We start from the raw sequence: 20,080 nt of genomic DNA on the forward strand, positions 1-20,080 counted from the left end.
TCACGGCGAGACGGCGAGCGACCTCGGGACCGAAGCGAGAGGGATTACTTCGGCGAGATGTCCGCGCAGACGTTCTTGACCTGCGTGTACGCGTCGACCGCAGCGAGCCCCTTTTCGCGACCGAACCCGCTCTCCTTGAAGCCGCCGAACGGCGTCTCCTCGCCGCCCGCGAACCATTCGTTGATGTAGACCTGCCCCGCGCGGACGTCGCGAGCGAAGCGGTGCGCGCGACCCATGTTCTGGGTGTGTATGCCGGCGACGAGCCCATAGTCGACGTCGTTCGCGAGCTCGATCGCCTCGGCTTCGGTACTGAACTCGATGACAGAGAGAACAGGTCCGAAGATCTCCTCCTGGGCGATACGCATGTCGTTGTCGACGCCCGTGAACACCGTCGGTTCGACGAAGTACCCGTCGCGGTCGAGGGCGTCGCCGCCGACGAGTGGCTCGCCCGCTTCCGCTCGCCCGATCTCGAGGTAGTTCGTGACCTTCTCGAAGTGCTCCTCGGAGACGAGCGGCCCCATGTCGGGGTCGGTCTCGCCGTTGTCGAGCGTCATCTCCTCGATGCGGTCGGTGAGGACGTCGAGGAACTCGTCCTTGACGTCCTCGTGAACGAGGAGTCTCGACCCGGCGGAGCAGACCTGGCCGGCGTTCGCGAAGATCCCCGTCATCGTGCTGTCGACCGCGCTATCGATATCCGCGTCCGGCCAGACGACGTTGGGGCTCTTCCCGCCGAGTTCGAGGTGGACGTTGGTGACGTTCTCGAGGGCCGACTTCCCGACCTCGATACCGGTGGGGACCGACCCGGTGAAGCTCACGCCGTCGACGTCTGGGTGCGCCGAAAGGGGCGCGCCTGCTTCCGCGCCGAACCCCGGCACGACGTTGAGGACGCCGTCGGGGATGCCGACCTCGGTGGCGAGCCGGCCGATCTCGACGGCGGTCAGCGGCGTCTGCTCGGCGGGTTTGACGACGGCCGTGTTCCCCGTCGCCAGTGCGGGCGCGACGCTTCGGCCGAAGATGTTCGTCGGGAGGTTCCACGGGATGATCTGCGCGGTCACCCCGAGGGGTTCCCGGACCGTGTAGTCGACGTAGTCGTCGGTGAGGGGGATCGAATCGCCGTGGACCTTGTCGGCGACGCCCGCGTAGTACTCGAAGTAGCGCGCACAGGTCTCCACGTCGGCGCGAGCGTGCGAGAGCGGTTTGCCGTTGTCGCGCGTCTCCAGCAACGCCAGGCTCTCCTGTTGGGCGCGGATCGCCTCAGCGAGGTCGTCGAGCAACCGGCCCCGCTCCTGGGGCGGGGTCGACGACCAGTCGTCGAAGGCGTCGTTCGCGGCGGTCACGGCTCGGTCGACGTCCGCTTCGCGCGCCCGGGCGACCGCTCCAACCGCCTCCTCCGTCGCGGGGTTCAGCGTCTGAAATCGCTCGCCTGCCGCTGCAGGAACGAGCTCTCCGTCGATTAGAAGGTCGTACGTTCGGCTTTCCGTCTCCGTTTCCATGAGGAACTCGAGGGGCGGACGGGCAATCGGGGTTCTGCTGAACATGTCCCCCGGTTCAAACCATGGGGCGTGGCACGGCCGCGGCCCGGACATGTGTTGGTGAATCCTTAACGTACCAGGGCTGGCACGTCTTGACGAGCATGGAGATAACGGACGTCAACCAGTATCACCTGCAGTACGACATGGCCGATAGTTTCCAGCCTGCGTGGAAACCGGGGTTCGAACAGACGGAGCACGAGGTTCTCCTGTTCGAACTCGAGACCGACGCCGGCATCTCGGGGGTCGCGACCGCGTCCGGCTTCGCCGGCCGGATGGACTACCTCGAACTCGCCGAGATGTTCCTCGTGGGCGAGGACCCCCGCGAGATCGAGTCGCTCGTCGAGAAGCTCGACCCGCTGAACCTGTGGGGGCCGCGGCCGTGGCACTTCGAGGTCGCGCTCTGGGACATCGTCGGCAAGGACGCCGGCAAACCGATCTACGAGCTACTCGGTGGAAGCGGTGACCCGATTCCGGCGTACGCGTCGACCGGTGAGCGCCAGGGCGTCGACGAGCGCCTGGCGTACGTCGAGGACCGCGTCAGCGAGGGGTTCGAGGCGGTGAAGCTCCGCTGTCACGGCGACGACCCCGCGCCGGATCTCGAGGTGGCGCGACGGATCCGCGAGGCGTACCCCGACCTGACGCTGATGATGGACGCGAACATGGGCTGGAGCGTCCCGATGGTCGACGTCGAACCGTGGTCGTTCGACGACGCGCTCTCGGTCGCCCGCGAACTGGAAGAGATCGGGAACGTCGGGTGGCTCGAGGAGCCCCTCGACCGCCGGAACTACGAGGGCCTGGCGCGGTTGCGCGAGAAGACCGACGTCCCGATCGCGGGCGGCGAGTTCAACAACGGCGTCCATCACTTCCGAGAGTTCATCAAGCAGGGGTCGCTCGACGTCCTGCAACCCGACGCGGTGCTGGCGACGGGCATCAGCGGCGGGAAGAAGGTCGCTGCGATGGCGGACACGCACGGGCTCGAGTTCGCGCCGCACACGTGGAACGACGGCCTCGGGTTCGTCGCGAACCTCCACCTGCTCGCCGCGACGGGCGCGCGCTGGTGCGAGTACCCCCTCGACCCGCCGGGCTGGACGCCCGAGTCCAGGGACTTCCTGCTGGAGAAACCGGTCGTCGCCGAAGACGGCGCGGTCAGTCCACCCGATGGCCCCGGACTGGGCGTCGACCTGGACTGGGACCTGATCGAGGAACTCGACGCGTCCTGACGCTCAGGACTGGTCCGGCCAGCGTTCGAGGTAACTCATCTTGTCGGTGTAGAAGTTGATCATGTCCTGGCCCTGCGCGTGCAGGTCACCGAAGAACGAGTCCTTCCGGCCGCCGAACGAGAAGTACGCCATCGGCGCGGCGGTGCCGAGGTTGACGCCGAGGTTCCCGGCCTCGACCTCGTGCTTGAAGCGATTCGCCTTGTGGCCGCTGTCGGTGAAGAGGCTCGCGGCGTTCCCGAAGTCGCTCCGGTTCACGACGTCGACCGCCTCGTCGAAGTCCGCGACGCGGACGAGCCCCATGATGGGCCCGAAGTGCTCCTCGCGAGCGATCGTCATGTCGGGCGTCACCTCGCCGAACAGCGTCGGGCCGATGAAGGTGCCGTCGTAGTCGTCGACGGTGACGTCGCGGCCGTCGACGAGGAGCTCCGCGCCCTCCTCGATGCCAGACTCGACGTACCCGCGCACGGTCTCGAGGTGGTCGTCGCTGATGATGGCGCCGATGTCGACGCCGTCGTCGAGCCCGTACCCGACCGTCTGCTCGCGGGTCTGCGCGGCCAGTTCCGCGGCGAACTCGTCGTAGACGCTCTCCTCGACGACCATCACGTCGTTCGATAGACAGCGCTCGCCGGCGCACGCGCACGCCGACGCGACGGTCTTCTCTGCGGCGTACTCGACGTCCGCGCTCTCCGTGACGATGATGTGGTTCTTCGCACCGCCCTGGGCCTGCACGCGCTTGCCGTGCTCTGCGGCGGTCTCGTAGATGTGCCGCGCGATCGGCGTGCTCCCGACGAACGAGACGCCCTCGATGCCGTCGTGCTCGAGCATCGCGTTCACGGTGTCGGGGCCGCCGTTGACGAGCTGGACGACGCCGTCCGGGAACCCGGCCTCGTCGACGAGCTCGAAGATGCGCTGCGTGACGAGGGGATCCTGCTCGCTGGGTTTGAGGATGAAGCTGTTCCCAGTGGCGACGGCGTGCGGGAGGAACCACAGCGAGATCATGACGGGGAAGTTGAACGGCGTGATGCCGACGAACGTCCCGATCGGTTCGCGCACTGCCGTCTCGTCGATGTTCGGTGCGGCGTTCGGGAGGTTCCCCGCCTGCATCATCGTGGGGATGCCACAGGCGGTCTCGACGTTCTGGATGCCCCGGCGGATCTCGCCGCGAGCCTCCGCTCGCGTCTTCCCGTGCTCCATCACGAGGAGCTCGGTGAGTTCCTCGATGTGCTCGTCGAGCAGTTCCTTCAGGCGGAACAACGGCTGAACGCGCTCCTCGACGGCGGTGTGCCGCCAGTCCTCGAAGGCCTCGTTGCTCGTCTCGACGGCAGCGTCGAGGTCGTCCTCGTCACTGAAGGGCAGATACGCCAGTTCTTCACGTGTCGCCGGGTTGACGACCGCTTGCCCGTCCGCGCTCGATGGCGTCTGCCATGCCCCGTCCACGTAGTTCTGTACCTCGTCCTCCTCGCTCAACGTTGTAGGAAGCACTGTTGTTCACAAACACCGTTCGTAATCGCATAAGTGTTGTGAATACTGTGAATATACTACGAAGAATGTTGGTATCTGAGATTTTCGGAGATATTTCTGGCCGAACAGTGGGCTTGTGCTGCAGGCGGTCTGGGCCATTCGCCCGTGTTCTCGACGACGCGTGACCCGGGGGTTCAGCCCTGGTCGAACGTCGCGTCGAGCGACTCGCTCATCTCTTCCTCCGAGAGGTGACACCCGATGCAGTGACCGTCACCGTCGCCTTCGAGTTCCGGATCGTCCGTCTCGCACACCTCCCCGATCTTCTGCGGGCAGCGCGTGTTGAACGAGCACCCGCTCGGGGGATTGCGCGCGTCCGGCACGTCGCCGTCCAACCGGATGCGGCTCTTCTCCTCGTGCGGGTCGAGCGTCGGGATGCTCGAGAGCAGCGCACGCGTGTAGGGGTGATACGGCGGCTCGAAGATCTGCTCGGTCGACCCGGTCTCGATTATCTCCCCGAGGTACATCACCGCCACGCGGTCACAGATCGCCTCGATGACGCTCAGGTCGTGACTGATGAGCAGGTACGACGTCCCGTACTCCTCGCAGAGCTCCTCGAGCAGGTTCAGGATGCTCGCCTGCACGCTCACGTCGAGCGACGACACCGGCTCGTCCAACACGATCAGCGACGGGTCCGCCGCGAACGCGCGCGCTATTGCAACCCGTTGCTGTTGCCCGCCGGAGAGTTCGTGTGGCTTCTTGTCGACGACGTCGCTCCCGAGGTTCACCTGATTCAGCAGTTCCTCCGCGCGAGCACGTCGCTCGTCGGCGGACCTGTCGGTGAACAACTTGAGCGGTCGCTCCAGGATCTGGCGGACGGTCCGGTTCGGGTTCAGACTCGACTCCGGATCCTGGAAGATTATCTGGCACGACGAACGGAACTCGTTGAGTTCCTGCTTCGAGAGCGAGTCGATGTCCGTCCCGTCGTACTCGATACTCCCGCTCGTCACCGTATGGAGCTTCAGGAGCGTGCGACCGAGCGTGCTCTTCCCACAGCCACTCTCGCCGACCAGTCCGACGGCCTCGCCCTCGTGGATGTCGAACGAGACGTCGTTCACGGCCTTGACCGGGTCGTGGTCGCCGATGAGGTTCTTGATGAACCCGCCCTCGTCGTAGTACTTGCGCAGGTTGTTGATGCTGAGGATGGGTTCGCCGGGCGTTCGATCCGAGGCTTGCTTCGCCGGCACGTCGATCGGGTTGTCGACGACGTCCTGCCAGTGCAAACACCGCGATTCGTGGTCGCGCTCGTCGTCCACCGATGCCATCTCGATGCCGCCGGTTCGACATTCCTCGGTCGCGAACTCGCATCGGTCCGCGAAAATACAGCCCTCAGGTATCGCGTCGAGTTCCGGAATCCGACCCGGAATCGGCTTGACCTCCTTGTCCGCGCCGATCTCCGGCGTCGTCGCCAGCAGCGCCTGCGTGTAGGGGTTCGCGGGCGTGGTGAACACGTCCTCGACCGGTCCCTTCTCCAGCATCTCACCAGCGTAGAGGATGTTCACTCGGTCGGCGATCTCCGAGATGACGCCGAGGTTGTGCGTTATGAGCAGGATTCCGGCGTCGTACTCGGCTTTGAGATCCTCGACGAGGTCGAGGAACTTCGCCTGCGTCGTCACGTCCAGCCCGGTCGTCGGCTCGTCGAGGATGAGGAGGTCCGGATTACACGACAGCCCGATCGCCAGCAGCGCGCGCTGCTGTTGACCGCCCGAGAGCTCGTGGGGATACCGGTCGGCGATCCCCGCGGGGTTCGGGAGGTTCACTTGCTCCAGGACGTCGTGCACGCGTCGCGTGCCCTCCGCGTCGCTATCGATGTCCTGATGGAGTTCGATGGTCTCCCGGATCTGCGCGCCGATGGTCATGCTCGGGTTCAGCGAGCTCGACGGGTTCTGCGCGACGTGCGCGATGCGGTTCCCGCGTATCGACCGGAGGTCTCGCTTCGACGCCGACAGCAGATCCTCGCCCTCGAACGTGATCGAGCCGTCGTCGACCCAGCCGTTCGCGTCCAGATACTGGACGATAGCGAGCGCGAGCGTGCTCTTCCCGCTCCCGCTCTCGCCCGCGAGTCCGACGGTCTCGCCCTTCTCCACGGCGAGCGAGACGTCGCGTAACGCGTGAATGTTGCCATCAGCGACCTCGAACTTCACGTCGAGGGAGTCGACACTGAGGAGCGTTTCCTGCTCGCTGCGTCGGGACTGCGTCTCCATACTCATGAATGATCACCCACTTCGCGCGGGTCCAAGACGTCCCGCAAGCCGTCGCCGATGAGGTTCGTCGCCATCACCGTGAGCAACAGCGCGACGCTCGGCCAGATGAGGAACCACGGCGTCTGGTAGATGTGGTCTCTCGCCGTCGCGATCATGAACCCCCAGTCCGGGTTCGGCGGCCCGGCACCGAGACCGAGGAAGGACAGCGACGTCCCGATCATGATGGCGTATCCGACGCGCACCGACCCCTCGACGACGATCGGGCCGGTGACGTTCGGGAGGATCTCACGGAAGAGGATGTACGGACTCGATTCACCGCGCGCCTTCGCCGCCAAGACGTACTCCTCCTCGCTGACGGAGAGCGTCGCGGAGCGCGTCACGCGAGCGATCCGTGGCGCGTACACGACGCCGATCGCCATGACGACGTTGAGGATGTTCGAGGGAAGGACGACGAGGATGAGGAGGCCGAGCAGGAGCGTCGGCACGCTCATGATGATGTCCATGATCCGCATCAGGATCTCGTCGACGCGGCCCTTCGCGTACCCGGCGGTCAACCCGATCGGGACGCCCACGAGGAGTGCGAGCGCCGTCGCCCCGAACCCGAGCAGGAGGCTCGTTCGGCCGCCCAGGATGACTCGCGACAGGAGATCCCGACCGAGGTGGTCGGTGCCCAGGAGGAACTGCCCGCCGGGTCCCGCGTACCGGTCGGCGACGTGCGTCGCCGTCGGGTCGTACGGCGCGACGGTCTCACCGAGGATCGCGACGAGCGCGATCGGGAGCAAGATCGCGAGTCCGAGACTTATACGGCGGTTACTCAGGAGGTTCCCCACGATCGGGGGCAGGTCGAATCCGCTCGAGTCGGTCGACGTTGAGGTGTCAGTAGCCATCTATTCGTCCCCCAGACTGATTCGTGGGTCGAGCAGCGTGTAGACGATGTCCGCTGCGAAGTTGGCCATGATGAACGCGATCGTCGGCACCAGGATGCCGGCTTGGATGACCGGGAGATCACGGTTGTCTATCGCTTGCACGATGAGCTCGCCGATGCCTGGGAACGCGAATATCTGTTCGATGATGACGACGCTTCCCATCATCCACCCGAAGTTCAGCGCGAGCACGGTGACCGTCGGGAGGAGGCCGTTGCGGAGTCCGTGCTTGAACAGGACGTTGCGTTCGGCGACGCCCTTGAGTCGCGCCGTTCGGATGTAGTCCGATTCGAGCGTTTCGACCATCGAGGACCGCGTCTGCCGGAGGACGTACGCGAGGATGATGGTGTTCATCGCGATCGCGGGCAAGAGGAGATGATGGAGCCACGGGACGACGCCGTCGCTGATCGGGACGAACCCGCCCTTGGGGAAGAGGTCAAGCGGTGGCGTCGTCAGGAACAACAACAGCAGGGTTGCACTGACGAAGGACGGGATACTGAGCCCGACGTAGGAACCGCTGGTCACGACGTGGTCGACGACGGTGTCGCGCTTGGCCGCCGCGACGATACCGAGCGGGATAGCGGCCACGACGGAGATGAGCATCGCGACAGCGGCTAGCTGGAGCGTCCGCAGCAACCGCGGCCAGACCATCTCCATCACCGGCTGTCCGGAGATGAGGCTATTCCCGAAGTTCCCGGTCACGGCCCCGCCGACGAAGTCGACGTACTGTACGGGCAGGGGGCGATCGAGTCCGAGATCTTCGTTCACTTGCTCGATCGCTGCGTCGGTCGCCTCCGTCCCGAGCACGATGTTCGCGGCGCTCCCGGGGAGGAGGGTCGTCACCCCGAAGACGACCGACACCACGATGAATATCGAGAGAAGCGCGATCGCGGTGCGCTTCACCAGATAGAGATAATTCATTGCTATGTCTCCTTTCTCTCGTTATTTATCGACAGCGCACTCGCTGAGGAAGTCCTTGATGTACGTGGGGTACAGGTCGTAGTTCTGTACGTAGTCCTTGTAGCCGCCGTAGATCTTCGGATGGAAGGTACCGACCCACGCACCTTCCTCGTGGTTGATGCGCTGCATCTCCTTCATCGCCTCGGCCTTCTCCTCCTCGCTCGTCGCCGACGTCGCCTTCGCGAACGCCTCGTCGAACGCGTCGTTGCTCCAGTTCGCCTCGTTCCAGGGGCCCTCCGAGCGGAGCGCGAGCTGTGGCACGGTGCTCCCGAGCACGCGCGTGGAGTAGTTCGTGATGTACCAGACGCCGTCCGTGTTCCAGTAATCGGACAGCCACGTCTCCTCGGTGAGCCGGTTGATCTCGAACTCGATACCGACCTGCTTCATCTGCTGCTGGAACAACTGCGCGATGACTTCCTTCGACGGAACGCCGTCGTCGTAGTGGAACGTCTTCATCTCGAGACCGTCGCCGTAGCCGGCTTCGGACAGCAGTTCCTTTGCTTTCTCGACGTTCGCCGTCGTCCCGAAGGTGTCGCCGACCGCCAGGTCGTCGTTGTAGTACGTGTGCACTGGCGTGACGCCGGAGTGATGGCCGAGGACGCCCTCGGGTGAGACCGCTTTGAGGATCTGTTCGCGGTCGAGCGCGTACTTGATCGCCTTCCGGACTTTCGGATTGTCAAGCGGTTCGACCGTCGTGTTCAGGACGATCGGGTACTGGAGCCCGGACGTCTGCTTGACGAGCGTCGCGTTGTCAGAGACGCGCCCGGCGACGTTGGGCGAGGTGCGACTGACGGCGTCGATACTCCCGTCGGACAGCGAGTTCGCGCGCTGGATGTTGTCCGAGAGGATGTTCCACTTGAGTTCGTCGAAGTACGGGAGCGGTTCGCCATCCACGCCCTCGATGTGGTAATCGTCGTTCGCACTGAACGTGATATCGTTCTTCTGATTCCAACTCTCGAGCTGGAGCGGGCCGGTCCCGTAGTCCGTGTCCTCCAGTTTCGCCGGGTCGTCGTCGAGAACGTCCTTCGGGACGATGAAGAACGCCCCGCCGGTCTCCGCGATGCGCTTCGTGAAGTTCAGGTCCGGTTCGGTGAGCTCGACCTCCACCGTCGTCTCGTCGACGGCCGAGAGCGACTCCACGCCGCTCAGGCTCGACGCGGACCCCGAGAACGAGTCCGACTTGAGGAAGTCGTAGGAGGCCTTCACGTCCGCGGCGGTCATCGTCTGGCCGTCCATGTTGTTGAACGCCGCGTCCTCGCGGAGGTTGAACGTCCAGACGGTGTAATCGTCGTTGGCCTCCCAGTCCTTCGCGAGGTTGGGCTCGACCTCGAAGGACTGGTTCACGCGCGTCAGCCGGTCGTACATCGCCTCGCCGAGGAGGTAGTCGGCGAGGAACCCGCGGAACGGCGACATCGTCTGGACGCCCTGCTGTGCGCCGACGACGAACGTGCCGCCGCGGGGCAGCGAGTCCGGCGTCTCCTCCGTTCCGTCGCCCGAGTCGTCGGATTGGATGGTGTCACCGCCGTCGCTCCCGCCGTCACCGCCGTCACCTTCTTCTCCGCCGCCCATGCAACCGGCGAGTCCGGTGATTCCGAGGGTTCCGAGGGTTCCGCCGAGTTTGAGGATCGACCGCCTGTCCGTCCCAACGGTTGTGTGACTGTCTCTCGATGGCATACGAGTCCTACCCATGAAATCCTTCATAATAAAACCTTGGTGGGTGCCGGAGACCTATAAGGAAATAAGGCAATTTTCGCACCGATTGAGATGGAGTACCCCCCGACCGCGCCCTCGTTCGAGCGACCAGCCACACGGTACTGCCTTGACGGCGCCACATATCCGAACGGCGTGAACTCGTCGCTGCCGCCGCGTCGAAGGAGCGGGACGGTCGGAGGTGTCCCGGGAAAGATTAATGACCCGGCCTGCGGTCGTCAGTGACATGCGAACTGCGGCAGTCCTCAACGAGTACGACGCACCGCTGTCCGTCACGGAGGTCGAATCCGTGACGCCGGGTGCGAACGGTATCGTCGTCGAAACAGACGCCTGCGGCATCTGTCGGAGCGACTGGCACGCCTGGAAAGGCCACTGGCCGTCCGTCCCCACCGACGACCACATCCTCGGGCACGAGCCCGCGGGCACGGTGACCGCCGTCGGCGACGACGTGGAGAACTTCGCGGTCGGCGACGACGTCGGCATTCCGTTCAACATCGCGTGCGGGCACTGTTCGTCCTGCTGGTCGGGCGACTCCCACCTCTGCTCGGACGGCCTGAGCCTCGGGTTCACCGGCGACCTCCCCGGTGCGTTCGCCTCCGAGTTCGCGATTCCGAACGCCGACTTCAACGCCGTCCACCTCCCAGACGGCATGACGGCCGTCGAGATGGCGGGGCTCGGCTGTCGGTTCGCGACCGCGTTCCACGGGCTCGCGCACAAGGCCGACGTGCACGCGGGCGACTGGCTCGCCGTCCACGGATGCGGAGGAATCGGGCTGTCGGCGGTCAACGTCGGTGCGGCGCTCGGCGCGAACGTCGTCGCCGTCGACCTGAACGAGGACGCCCTCGACCTCGCCGAACAGGTCGGCGCAACGGCGACCGTCACGGCCGGGGACACCGACGTCCCGAAGGCCGTGCAGGACGTCACGAACGGCGGGGCAAACGTCTCCGTCGACGCACTCGGGATCGCGGAGACGTGCCGGAACTCCATCGACTCCCTCGCCCAGCAGGGCCAACACGTCCAGGTCGGGATGACGACGGACGACGAGGCCGGCGAGATCTCGCTCCCGGTGGACGAGATGGTCGGTTCGGAACTCGAGTTCGTCGGCGTCAAGGGCATGCCGCCGAGTCGCTACCCCGAGCTCTTCAACATGATAGCTGGTGACAAACTCACGCCCGCGGACCTCGTCACGAACGAGGTCGCTCTAGACGACGTCTCGGATCGGCTCGCGTCGATGGACGACTACGGAACGCTCGGGATGGAAGTCGTCACCGAGTTCTGACTCAGGCGGTCGATTCGGACAGTTCTTCCACCAGGTCCCAGTCGAGGTCGATACCGAGGCCGGGGCCACTGGGTGGGACGATCGCGCCGTCTTCTGCGGTGAGTTGCTCCTCGAGCAGGAAGTCTCGCGTGTCGAGCGACCAACCCGGCGGCTCGATGGGGTACTCGCACCAGCTGGGGTTCGTGCACGCGAGCAACTGGACGTTCGCGGCGAACCCGATGCCGTCGTTCCACGTGTGCGGCGCGAACTGGAGCCCGTGCATGTCCGCGAGTCCCGCGATCAGTTTCGTCTTCGAGATGCCCGCGCTGAGCATGACGTCCGGCTGGAGGACGTCGAGCGCGTCGTGCTCGACGAACTCGCGGAACTGGTGGACGCCGTTGTTGAACTCGCCGCCCGCGATCGGAATGTCCGTCTTCTCGCGGAGGCGAGCGAGCCTCTCGTAGTTCCGTTGATTGAACGGTTCCTCGAGCCAGCCGATGTTCCCGATCTCCTCGAGGTCCCGCGCGACCGAGAGCGCGTCGTCGAACGTCCACGTCCCGCCGCCGGGATGCGCAAAACTCCACCCCATATTGAGGTCGACCATGATCTCGAGGTCGGGGTACGCCTCCCGGACGGCGCGGGCGACGGCAACGTCCTCGGCCATGTCGTCGGAGTGGAAGCGGAGCTTGATCGCCTCGAACCCCTCGTCGACGCGGTCGGCGACCCAGTCGAGGCGCTCGTCGACGGAGCGCAGTTCGCCGCTTGACGCGTACGCCGGGATCGGGTCGCCGTCCCCGCCGAGCAACTCGTAGATCGGTTTCCCGACCTCCTTGCCCTTGATGTCCCAGAACGCGATCTCGAAGTGCCACGGTCGCGGGCCGTAGGAGTTCAGCGACGCCAGATCGTCGAGTCGCTGTTCGATGTGGCGCGGATCCTCTCCGACGAGGTACTCCCTGGCGAGGTCGAGCGAATCGACGCGGGACGCGTCGCCCGTGACGGACGTGATGCCGCTGATGCCCGCGTCGGTCTCGACCTCGTAGAGCTGTACCTTGTGGACGTGCTGCTCGAGCTCCGGGTACCAGGAGGGCTCGAACGGCGCGTCCATCTCGTAGTCGATGTGGTATGAGTTGATGCCAGTTATCTCCATGCTATCTGTCGGTTGCTCCAACGAATCAGACTCTCGACGCGGCTGCACTTATGTCTTTGCCGGTGAGAAAACCCGGCGTCAGTGCCTCGTCGCTCGAATCCAGCGCCGGGCGCTCTAGCTGTAGTCGTGGTAGACGCTCTTGATCTGTGTGTACTTGAGGACGCCGTACTTGCCGTCGTCGCCGCCCATGCCGGAGTCGTTCCAGCCGATGTGGTGGCCCTGCCACGCTTCGCCGAGCGTCCGGTTCACGTAGGTCTCGCCGTAGTCCAGGTCGTCCACGGTCTGCATCGCGGTCTGGTAGTCCTCTGTGAAGACGTACGAGGAGAGCCCGTACCGCGACCGGTTCGCGTACTCGACGGCCTGGTCGACGGATTCGACGGTCACGATCGGCGTCACCGGCCCGAACACCTCCTGTTCGACGACGTCCATCGACGGGTCGACGTCGCCGAGGACGGTCGGCGCGTAGTAGTAGCCGGCCTCGAGGCTCTCGTCCGTGGGTGCCTCGCCCCCGGCGAGCAGCGTCGCACCGGCGTCGACGGCTGCTTCGACCGACGAATGCGTCCACTCGCGTTCGCCTTCGGATACCTGCGGGCCCATGTCGGGGTCGTCCTCGGGGGGGCCGAGTTCGAGCGCTTCCGTCGCGGCGACGTACTTCTCCGTGAACTCATCGGCGACGTCCTCGTGGACGAAGACGCGTTCGGCGCACGTACACACCTGCCCGGCGTTCGTGATGCGGGCGGTGAGGATGTCCTCGACGGCTGCGTCGACGTCGGCGTCCGCCGCGACGATCGCGGGTGCCTTCCCGCCGAGTTCGAGCGAGACCGGCGTGAGGTTCTGCGCGGCGGCCTCCATGATCTCCTTCCCGACGCGCGTCGACCCCGTCATCGTCACCATGTCCGTCTCGGGTGCCGTCACGAGCGCGTCACCGACGGCGCTGTCGCCGATGACGAGGTTCAGGAGGCCGTCGGGGAGGTCGAGTTCCTCGTCGAGAGCCTCGAACAGGCGGATCGTCGACAGTGGCGTCGTCGAACTCGGCTTCACGACGACCGCGTTCCCGGCGATGAGCGCCGGGAGGATCTTCCGCATCAGTACCGCGACCGGGTAGTTCCACGGGATGATGGCAGCGACGACGCCCATCGGATGGCGCTGTAACTGTATCTGTTCGTCGCGGCTGTCGCTCGGAACGATGTCGCCCTCGATCCGACGCCCCCAGCCGGCCGCGTAGTCGGCGAGCGTCAGCGTTCCCTCGACCTCACCGTGGGCCGCGGACCGCGGCTTCCCTTGCTCGGCCATCAGGACGTCCCCGATATCCTCGACGTGGTTCTCGATAACCGCACCGATGTCTCGGATGACCTCCGCGCGCTCGATGCCGGGCATGGCGCCCCATTCGTCCTGGGCGTCCTGCGCGGCCGAGAGCGCTTCCGCGACGAGCGCCTCGTCGGCGCTCGGGACGCTCGCTATCGTCTCCCCGGTCGCTGGGTTCAGTACGTCCACTTCTGGCGTGCCTGTTCGCCACGAACCGTCGATGTAGTGACCGCTCTCGGATACCTCCACGATACCGCTATTTCTGCGAGGGCGAGTATAATACTTCGGGGCCGCGCCAATGGTGCCGCCGACGCTCGGCCGACTGTTGGGTCGTCCGACCCACGAGACGACCGTTCCCGGAACCACATCCAGCGAACATGTGAGTGTCTTTCACACAAAAGCGGATGCGAACATAGCCCACCGTTTATTACCGAGACGACCGCTTGCTGTCGATCAGAGCCGCTTGCTGTCGGTCAGAGAAGCGATTCCTGGAGTTGGCGGAGGTGGTAGAGCGGTGAGTCGGTGTCGAGGCTGACGTCCGCGGCGGAGATGGGCTGGTCGGTGCTCACGGGCTGTTCGACGGTCGCGCCACAGAGCAGTTCGAACGGAACGAGGTCCGCATCGGACGCGACGTCGGCGTTCTGGAGGCGGCCGTATATCGTGTCACCACCACCGCCGACGATCGTCTCACCGGGTTCGAGGTCGCGTTTCGCCGCGGCGACGACCTCGGTTTTCTGTTCGGTCACGACGCCCGTCGGCTCGTCGTGGAGTCCGGCGAGAGCGACGCTGACCATCGTCTCCTGGGGCAGATGATAGGGGCGATGGAAGAGCTGGTACCGGCCGTTCGACGTCGTCTTGATGTTGTACCGCTGGCTCAGGTACGCCTGCGTCGACTCGTTCGTCGCCTCGGTCACGACGAACGCGCTCGGGTTCTGGTCGGTCGGCGTGACGGAGTCGATGACGCCCGACCGCTCGAGAACCCCGCCGTCCTCGACTGGTCTGAGCGTCTCGAGCATCCCGTCCTTGTCCGTCTCTGGCATGTGGACGCCGTCATCGTCGATCGGTAGTCCGAGGGCGTTCGCGGCCGCACAGAGCTCGACCGCCACCTTCGTTCCGTCGAGGAACGTGTTGTACATCCGTGCGTCCGGTTCGCTGTTCTCGATGAACGACTCGGGGAGGTCGTACCGCTGGAGGGAGTCCTCGTGCGTCGCGTGAGGCTTGAACGTCAGTTCCGTGCCCTGTCCCGCGGCCACGATGTCCAGGCCCTGGGTGCGCGCCCAGTCGACCATCTCGACGACCTGTGCCGGCTCGTCGCCGTACGCCATCGAGTAGGTGACGCCGCGGTACTCGGCGAAGCGAGCCAGCAGCGGGCCGATCGTCACGTCCACCTCGACGCTGACCATGACGACGTCGTTGCCGGCGTCGATCGCTTCCCACGCGTGGACGGCCGCCGCTTCAGCGTCACCGGTCGTCTCGATGACGACGTCCACCGGCGCACCAGCCGCCAGTGCACCATCGCTCGTTGCGACGCGGCGATCCGCCGCGAGAGCGCTCGCGATGCCGTCCGCGCTCTCTTCGATCGAGACGTCGTCGTCGGGGACGCCGGCCTTCCGGAACGCGTCCTCGGCTTTTCGTCGTTCGATGTCGGCGAGTATCGAGAGCTCGACGCCGGGTGTCTCCTCGATCTGGTAAGCGAGGTGCGATCCGTAGACGCCCGGCCCGATCAGGGTGACCGAGAGCGGGTTCCCTACTCGCGCCTCTAAGTCAGACACTACGTTCATCCGTGGTTGGTACTAACCGACACGGTAATTAAGTGTTTTGTAAGAGCTGTTATGTGAACCGGCGGCTGCCGGACGGCCCACAGTCGTTCGTCCGCCAGCGGCCCTCTGTCGCCCCGTTTCAGATAGTTCAAGCAAAGCGTACAGAGGAACGTGGTGAACCGAACCTGTCAGTTCTCCGCTGGAGAATCTCCTGCTCCCATCGTCCGACCGGGTAACTCGAGGGAGCGTGGAGAAGGCCCCCTGGACGGCCTCGAGTCCTCGCCCGGCGTGGGCTGGGCAGACCGAGCAATTCGGAGCGAAGGAGGCGACGGTTCGAACCGAGGTAGCCGATGACGCAGTACAGTCCGCAGAGACGGACCCCGACCGGCTGTCCGTGGCGTCTCCACGTGGAACGACCACCAATTCTCTATGAAAGAATACCATCGCGTCACGTGACGGGTCCGCTTTCGAGGAACGAGGTGCCCTCGGCGTCTCCGGGACGTCGTCGGGTCGATATGCTAATGATGGACGCGCCGCATTGTTCGACCATGCCAAATCACCCGGCGGACGACGAGCAGACCGGGATCAAGTCGGTCGATACGTCGCTGGACATCGTCGAGACCCTGACCACGGAGGGGCCGATGACCATCACCGAACTCGCGGAGGTGCTCGATCGATCGCCGAGCAACGTGCTCGCCCACCTCCGGACGCTCGAACGTCGCGGATTCGCTGTGAAGGAAAACGACCGCTATCGCCCCGGGCTCCGATACTACGAGGTGGGGAACAGCATCAAGGAGAACTATCCGCTGTACGTCCACGGGACCGACCCGGCGGACGATCTGGCGGCGGAGACGGGCGAGTACGTCTGGTTGATGGTCGTCGAGCAAGGGCTCGGGTACTATCTCTACAAGACCGGCGGCGAGGACGCCGTCGAAAGTGGCGCGTACACCACGGGGAGTCGCTGGCGTCTCAACGCGACCGCCAGCGGGAAGGTCGTCCTGGCGCACATGGACGAGGACGAACTGGACGACGTCCTCGAAACGCACGGTCTTCATTCGATGACGCCGAATACGATCGCGGACCGCGACGCACTGGAGGCGGAACTGGAGACCGTCCGCGAGCAGGGGTTCGCGCGGGACCGAGAGGAAGCGGCCGTGGGTATCCGCGGTGTCGCCGCTCCGGTCCGGGGACTGGATGGCGTCATCGGAACCGTCTCGCTCTCTGGGCCGGCCAGTCGCATCGAGGGCGAGTACTTCGAGTCGACGCTCCCGCAACTCGTCACCGAGACCGCGGACATCATTCGCATCAAGCACAACGGCGCGAGAGCGGTCGATCGGTGAGTGGGCGAGCCGGTCGCGTTCGGGCACCGGCAATCGTCAGTCGGCGTTTACGACGGATAATTCGGTCTCGGCGTGCAGCGGGCGACCTGAGGGCTATTGTGAGTGTGTGTAATGCATCACGAGCCGATACAGTCGGCCGTTCGTAGGGATTGCTCGTCCCTTCGACGGTCAGCGGGCGGGTGAAACCGGTTCGACCCGATGGTAGTCGGGCAACGAACAGGGAGCCGAATATAACAAAGATAGGTGTGTTATACTGTTTGTCGCGGTCGGGTTCGTGCGGGTCGGTGGAGAATCGATCGACCGAGTTCTAATAACAGCCCTATGGTCGTTATTCTAAACGGTGAACGAGGCGGCCATCGAGAACCGGCGGGGAAGGTTCGACAGCGGCCAGTCCTGCAGGAAGGATGTTTTATTGCTGCATCAAAATACATCGGTCGTTCATTATTCACCGTTCCCTCGTGTGTTTACCCGGCAGTCATGACACTTCCCATATTGGTCACCTTTCGTATGGTATCGCGTCGTGCCGTCCCGTCACCGGGTTCCGACGGTCCCACGGAGGGCCGGAGGTTCGTGCCAGCCCGGTATCGGGCGAGACGGTAGCGGCGGCGATGTCGCGGGTGTCACAGCTGCTCTTGGGAAGCGATCGCGACGCTCGGGCGAGGGGTCACAAGACTGGCACCCGTCCGTGGCGTGGACGTGTAGTGGATAGACGACCACCGGCGCTATCGGACGCGGCGCTGTTGCATCGGCGATCGGAGAGAGAAGGCGTTGCTTCCGCGGAAGTCAGAGCGCGGCGTCGTCGACGGTGACGGTCTCGGTCTCGTCGGCGACGCGCAATCGGTACTCGCCGTCTTCGAGCGTGTGGCCGTCGCCAGGGTGGTAGACGCTGAAGTCGGCTGCGGCGAGCGAGAGCGTCACGGTGCGTTCCTCGCCGGGGTCGAGCGTCACGCGCTCGAACGCCTGAAGGCGGCGGACGCGAGGGACGTGCGACGCGGTGAGAGCGCTACTGTACGCCTGGACGACCTCGGTCCCACTTCGGTCCCCGACGTTCGCGAGCGTGACCGACACCTCGAACTCGTCGTCGGCGTCGAGGACGTCCGTGGAGACGGAGAGGTCCGCGTACTCGAAGTCGGTGTAGCTGAGGCCGTGCCCGAACTCGAACAGCGGGTCGTACGAGTCGGGATGTTCGTCGGCGCCGATGGGGGCCGGATGCGCGAGGTGGTCGAAGTGCTGGGGGAGGTCGCCGGGCGACCGCGGGACCGATATCGGGAGACGGCCGGCGGGTTCGTTCGCGCCGAACAGCGTCTCCGCGACCGCGGTCCCGCCCCGGGAGCCGGGGTAGTACGCCATGAGGATCGCCGGCAGGTGCTCGGCCATCCAGTCGACGATGAGCGGCCGGCCGGTGACGAGCACGCCGACGGTCGGCGTCCCCGTCTCGTGGATAGCCTCGACGAGTTCGCGCTGCGCTTCCGGGAGACGGAGCTCCGAGCGCGTCGGGAACTCGCCGGTCTTCGTGCCGGACTGGACCTCCGGACCGAACTCGTGGAGGTACCAGTTCTCGCCGACCGCGACGACCGCAACGTCCGCCTCGGCGGCCTTCGCGGCGGCCGCTTCGACGTCCTCGGTCGTCGACATCGACGCGCCCCGTTCGTAGGTGACCGTGCCCGTGGTGTGGTCGGCGAGCGCGTCGCGGATGCTATCGCCCGCGACGTGCGCTTCCTCGTCGACGCTCCAGCCGCCGACCTGATGCACGAGGTCGTCGGCGTTCGGGCCCGCGACGAACACGTCCTCGTCCCCGGATAGCGGGAGGATGTCGTCGTTCTGGAGGAGCGTCATCGACTCGCGCGCACACTCCAGGGCGACGTCCTGGTGGTCGCTCGCGCCGACGGTGTCGGCCGCGTCGTCGGCGTCCACGTACGGGTCCTCGAAGAGGCCCAGTTTGAATTTCTGTTCGAGGACGCGACGGACGCTGGCGTCCAGGACGCTCTCGGGGAGGTCGCCGTCCTCGACGAGTGCCACGAGCGCCTCGACGTGCCCGACGTGCCCGACGGACGCGAGGTCGAGGCCGGCGACGCGTGACTGGTGGACGGCGTCGCGGCGGTCGACGGCGGTCCGGTGTTCGTCGCAGAGCTGGCGGATGCCGTTCCAGTCGGAGACGACGGTGCCGTCGAACCCGAGTTCGTCCCGGAGCAGGTCGATGAGGTAGCGCTCCGAGGAGTGCGCGGGTTCGCCGTTGATGGAGTTGTAGCACGGCATGACGGACTCGACGTCCGCTTCGAGGAGGCGTTCGAACGGCGGGACGAACGTGTTCCGGAGCTTGTACTCGGAGACGTCCACGGGCGAGGCGTCCTCGCCGCGTTCCGGTTCGCTGTAGGCGGGGAAGTGCTTCGCGGTCGCGATGACGTTCTCGTCGCCTTCGATACCGTCGCCCTGGTAGCCACGGGCTTTCGCGGCTGCGAGTTCGCCGCAGAGGTACGGGCTCTCGCCGAACGTCTCGAACACGCGCCCCCAGCGCGGGTCGCGGCCGACGTCGCACGTCGGCGAGTAGTTCTGGTGGGCGCCGGTGGCCCGGATCTCGCTCGCGGTGACGTTCGCCGCGCGTTCGGCGGCGTCGGTGTCCCAGGTGGCGCCGACGCCGAGTCCGTTCGGGAAGACGGTCGCGTTGGCGACGTAGGCGTGCCCGTGGACCGCGTCGACGTTGAACAGCAGCGGGATGCCGAGGCGGGTCTCCTCGACGGCGTACGTCTGGAGTTCGTTGACGGTCTCGACGACGTCGTCGACGGTGGTGTCGAGGGAGCCGCCCCAGCCGAACGTCGCGGCGGCGCCGATGTGGTGGTCGGTGATGGCGGCTTTCACGTCGGATACGTCGTTGAACTCGCTCAGTTGTCCGGCCCACGTGCCGACCAGCTGGCCGGCTTTCTCTGCCGTGGTCATCCTGTCGAGGAGGTCCTCGACGCGAGTGTCGACGGGGAGGTGGGGCTGTTGGAACTCGTACTCTGTGCTGTCTTGCTGCATTGTCCAGTACAAGATGAATCGGTTACTTATGTTTTTCGCCAGTTCGGTCGGTGTGCTGGCGGCGGTTCACCGGTGACAGTCCTCGCTGACGGATAGCGTTGCGACCGTGGGTGGATGCTGTCCTGCGGTTCTACCGACAGACCGCATCAATCCTTCGCACTCTCCCAAACTTTTATGTATTGTTGGGT

Annotated in this window: 13 protein-coding genes; 3 read left to right on the top strand and 10 right to left on the bottom strand. The window is 65.4% G+C overall.

Annotated elements, in window-relative coordinates:
• Window positions 1-44: 44 nt before the first annotated feature.
• Window positions 45-1,493 (bottom strand): aldehyde dehydrogenase family protein, encoded by a 1,449-nt coding sequence (locus VYJ16_RS15195; RefSeq protein ID WP_336351161.1) that lies wholly within the window; start codon window positions 1,491-1,493, stop codon window positions 45-47.
• 140 nt (window positions 1,494-1,633) lie between these two features.
• Between VYJ16_RS15195 and VYJ16_RS15200 the strand changes: the two genes are divergently transcribed.
• Entirely contained in the window at window positions 1,634-2,752 is a 1,119-nt protein-coding gene (locus VYJ16_RS15200) for a mandelate racemase/muconate lactonizing enzyme family protein (protein ID WP_336351162.1), read from the top strand.
• Window positions 2,753-2,755: 3 nt separating this feature from the next.
• On the opposite strand, the gene VYJ16_RS15205 is transcribed toward VYJ16_RS15200, so the two are convergent.
• The 5 genes from VYJ16_RS15205 to VYJ16_RS15225 form a co-directional block, all read right to left on the bottom strand.
• Window positions 2,756-4,219 (bottom strand): CoA-acylating methylmalonate-semialdehyde dehydrogenase, encoded by a 1,464-nt coding sequence (locus VYJ16_RS15205; protein ID WP_336351163.1) that lies wholly within the window; start codon window positions 4,217-4,219, stop codon window positions 2,756-2,758.
• Between the two features lie 188 nt (window positions 4,220-4,407).
• Window positions 4,408-6,480 (bottom strand): ABC transporter ATP-binding protein, encoded by a 2,073-nt coding sequence (locus VYJ16_RS15210; RefSeq protein WP_336351164.1) that lies wholly within the window; start codon window positions 6,478-6,480, stop codon window positions 4,408-4,410.
• Window positions 6,477-7,361 carry an ABC transporter permease gene (locus VYJ16_RS15215; protein WP_336351165.1) on the bottom strand — a complete coding sequence of 295 codons (885 nt, stop codon included), beginning with the start codon at window positions 7,359-7,361 and terminating at the stop codon, window positions 6,477-6,479. The genes VYJ16_RS15210 and VYJ16_RS15215 overlap by 4 nt, the downstream gene beginning before the upstream one ends.
• Window positions 7,362-8,318, bottom strand: coding sequence for an ABC transporter permease (locus VYJ16_RS15220; RefSeq protein WP_336351166.1), 957 nt, complete (start codon window positions 8,316-8,318; stop codon window positions 7,362-7,364). It lies immediately after the preceding gene.
• Window positions 8,319-8,339: 21 nt separating this feature from the next.
• Entirely contained in the window at window positions 8,340-10,031 is a 1,692-nt protein-coding gene (locus VYJ16_RS15225) for an ABC transporter substrate-binding protein (RefSeq protein WP_336351167.1), read from the bottom strand.
• 262 nt (window positions 10,032-10,293) lie between these two features.
• Here VYJ16_RS15225 and VYJ16_RS15230 point away from each other — a divergent pair, with 262 nt between their 5' ends.
• Window positions 10,294-11,346: an alcohol dehydrogenase catalytic domain-containing protein gene (locus tag VYJ16_RS15230; protein ID WP_336351168.1), complete on the top strand. Its 1,053-nt coding sequence runs from the start codon at window positions 10,294-10,296 to the stop codon at window positions 11,344-11,346.
• Window position 11,347: 1 nt separating this feature from the next.
• Here VYJ16_RS15230 and VYJ16_RS15235 read toward each other — a convergent pair whose 3' ends face one another.
• The 3 genes from VYJ16_RS15235 to VYJ16_RS15245 all read right to left on the bottom strand — a co-directional run bounded on the left by VYJ16_RS15235 (window position 11,348) and on the right by VYJ16_RS15245 (window position 15,558).
• Window positions 11,348-12,493 (bottom strand): mandelate racemase/muconate lactonizing enzyme family protein, encoded by a 1,146-nt coding sequence (locus VYJ16_RS15235; RefSeq protein WP_336351169.1) that lies wholly within the window; start codon window positions 12,491-12,493, stop codon window positions 11,348-11,350.
• Window positions 12,494-12,586: 93 nt separating this feature from the next.
• Complete coding sequence (gene aldA / locus VYJ16_RS15240; protein ID WP_336351170.1) at window positions 12,587-14,026, bottom strand: aldehyde dehydrogenase; 1,440 nt, start codon at window positions 14,024-14,026, stop codon at window positions 12,587-12,589.
• 224 nt (window positions 14,027-14,250) lie between these two features.
• On the bottom strand, window positions 14,251-15,558 hold the full coding sequence (locus VYJ16_RS15245) for an SAF domain-containing protein (protein ID WP_336351171.1): 1,308 nt from the start codon (window positions 15,556-15,558) through the stop codon (window positions 14,251-14,253).
• A 527-nt stretch (window positions 15,559-16,085) separates the two neighbouring features.
• Here VYJ16_RS15245 and VYJ16_RS15250 point away from each other — a divergent pair.
• Complete coding sequence (locus VYJ16_RS15250; RefSeq protein ID WP_336351172.1) at window positions 16,086-16,877, top strand: IclR family transcriptional regulator; 792 nt, start codon at window positions 16,086-16,088, stop codon at window positions 16,875-16,877.
• 783 nt (window positions 16,878-17,660) lie between these two features.
• On the opposite strand, the gene VYJ16_RS15255 is transcribed toward VYJ16_RS15250, so the two are convergent.
• On the bottom strand, window positions 17,661-19,892 hold the full coding sequence (locus VYJ16_RS15255) for a glycoside hydrolase family 3 N-terminal domain-containing protein (RefSeq protein ID WP_336351173.1): 2,232 nt from the start codon (window positions 19,890-19,892) through the stop codon (window positions 17,661-17,663).
• Window positions 19,893-20,080: the final 188 nt, after the last annotated feature.

This window comes from Halorubellus litoreus, assembly GCF_037081675.1.
Lineage (GTDB): Archaea > Halobacteriota > Halobacteria > Halobacteriales > Natrialbaceae > Halorubellus > Halorubellus litoreus.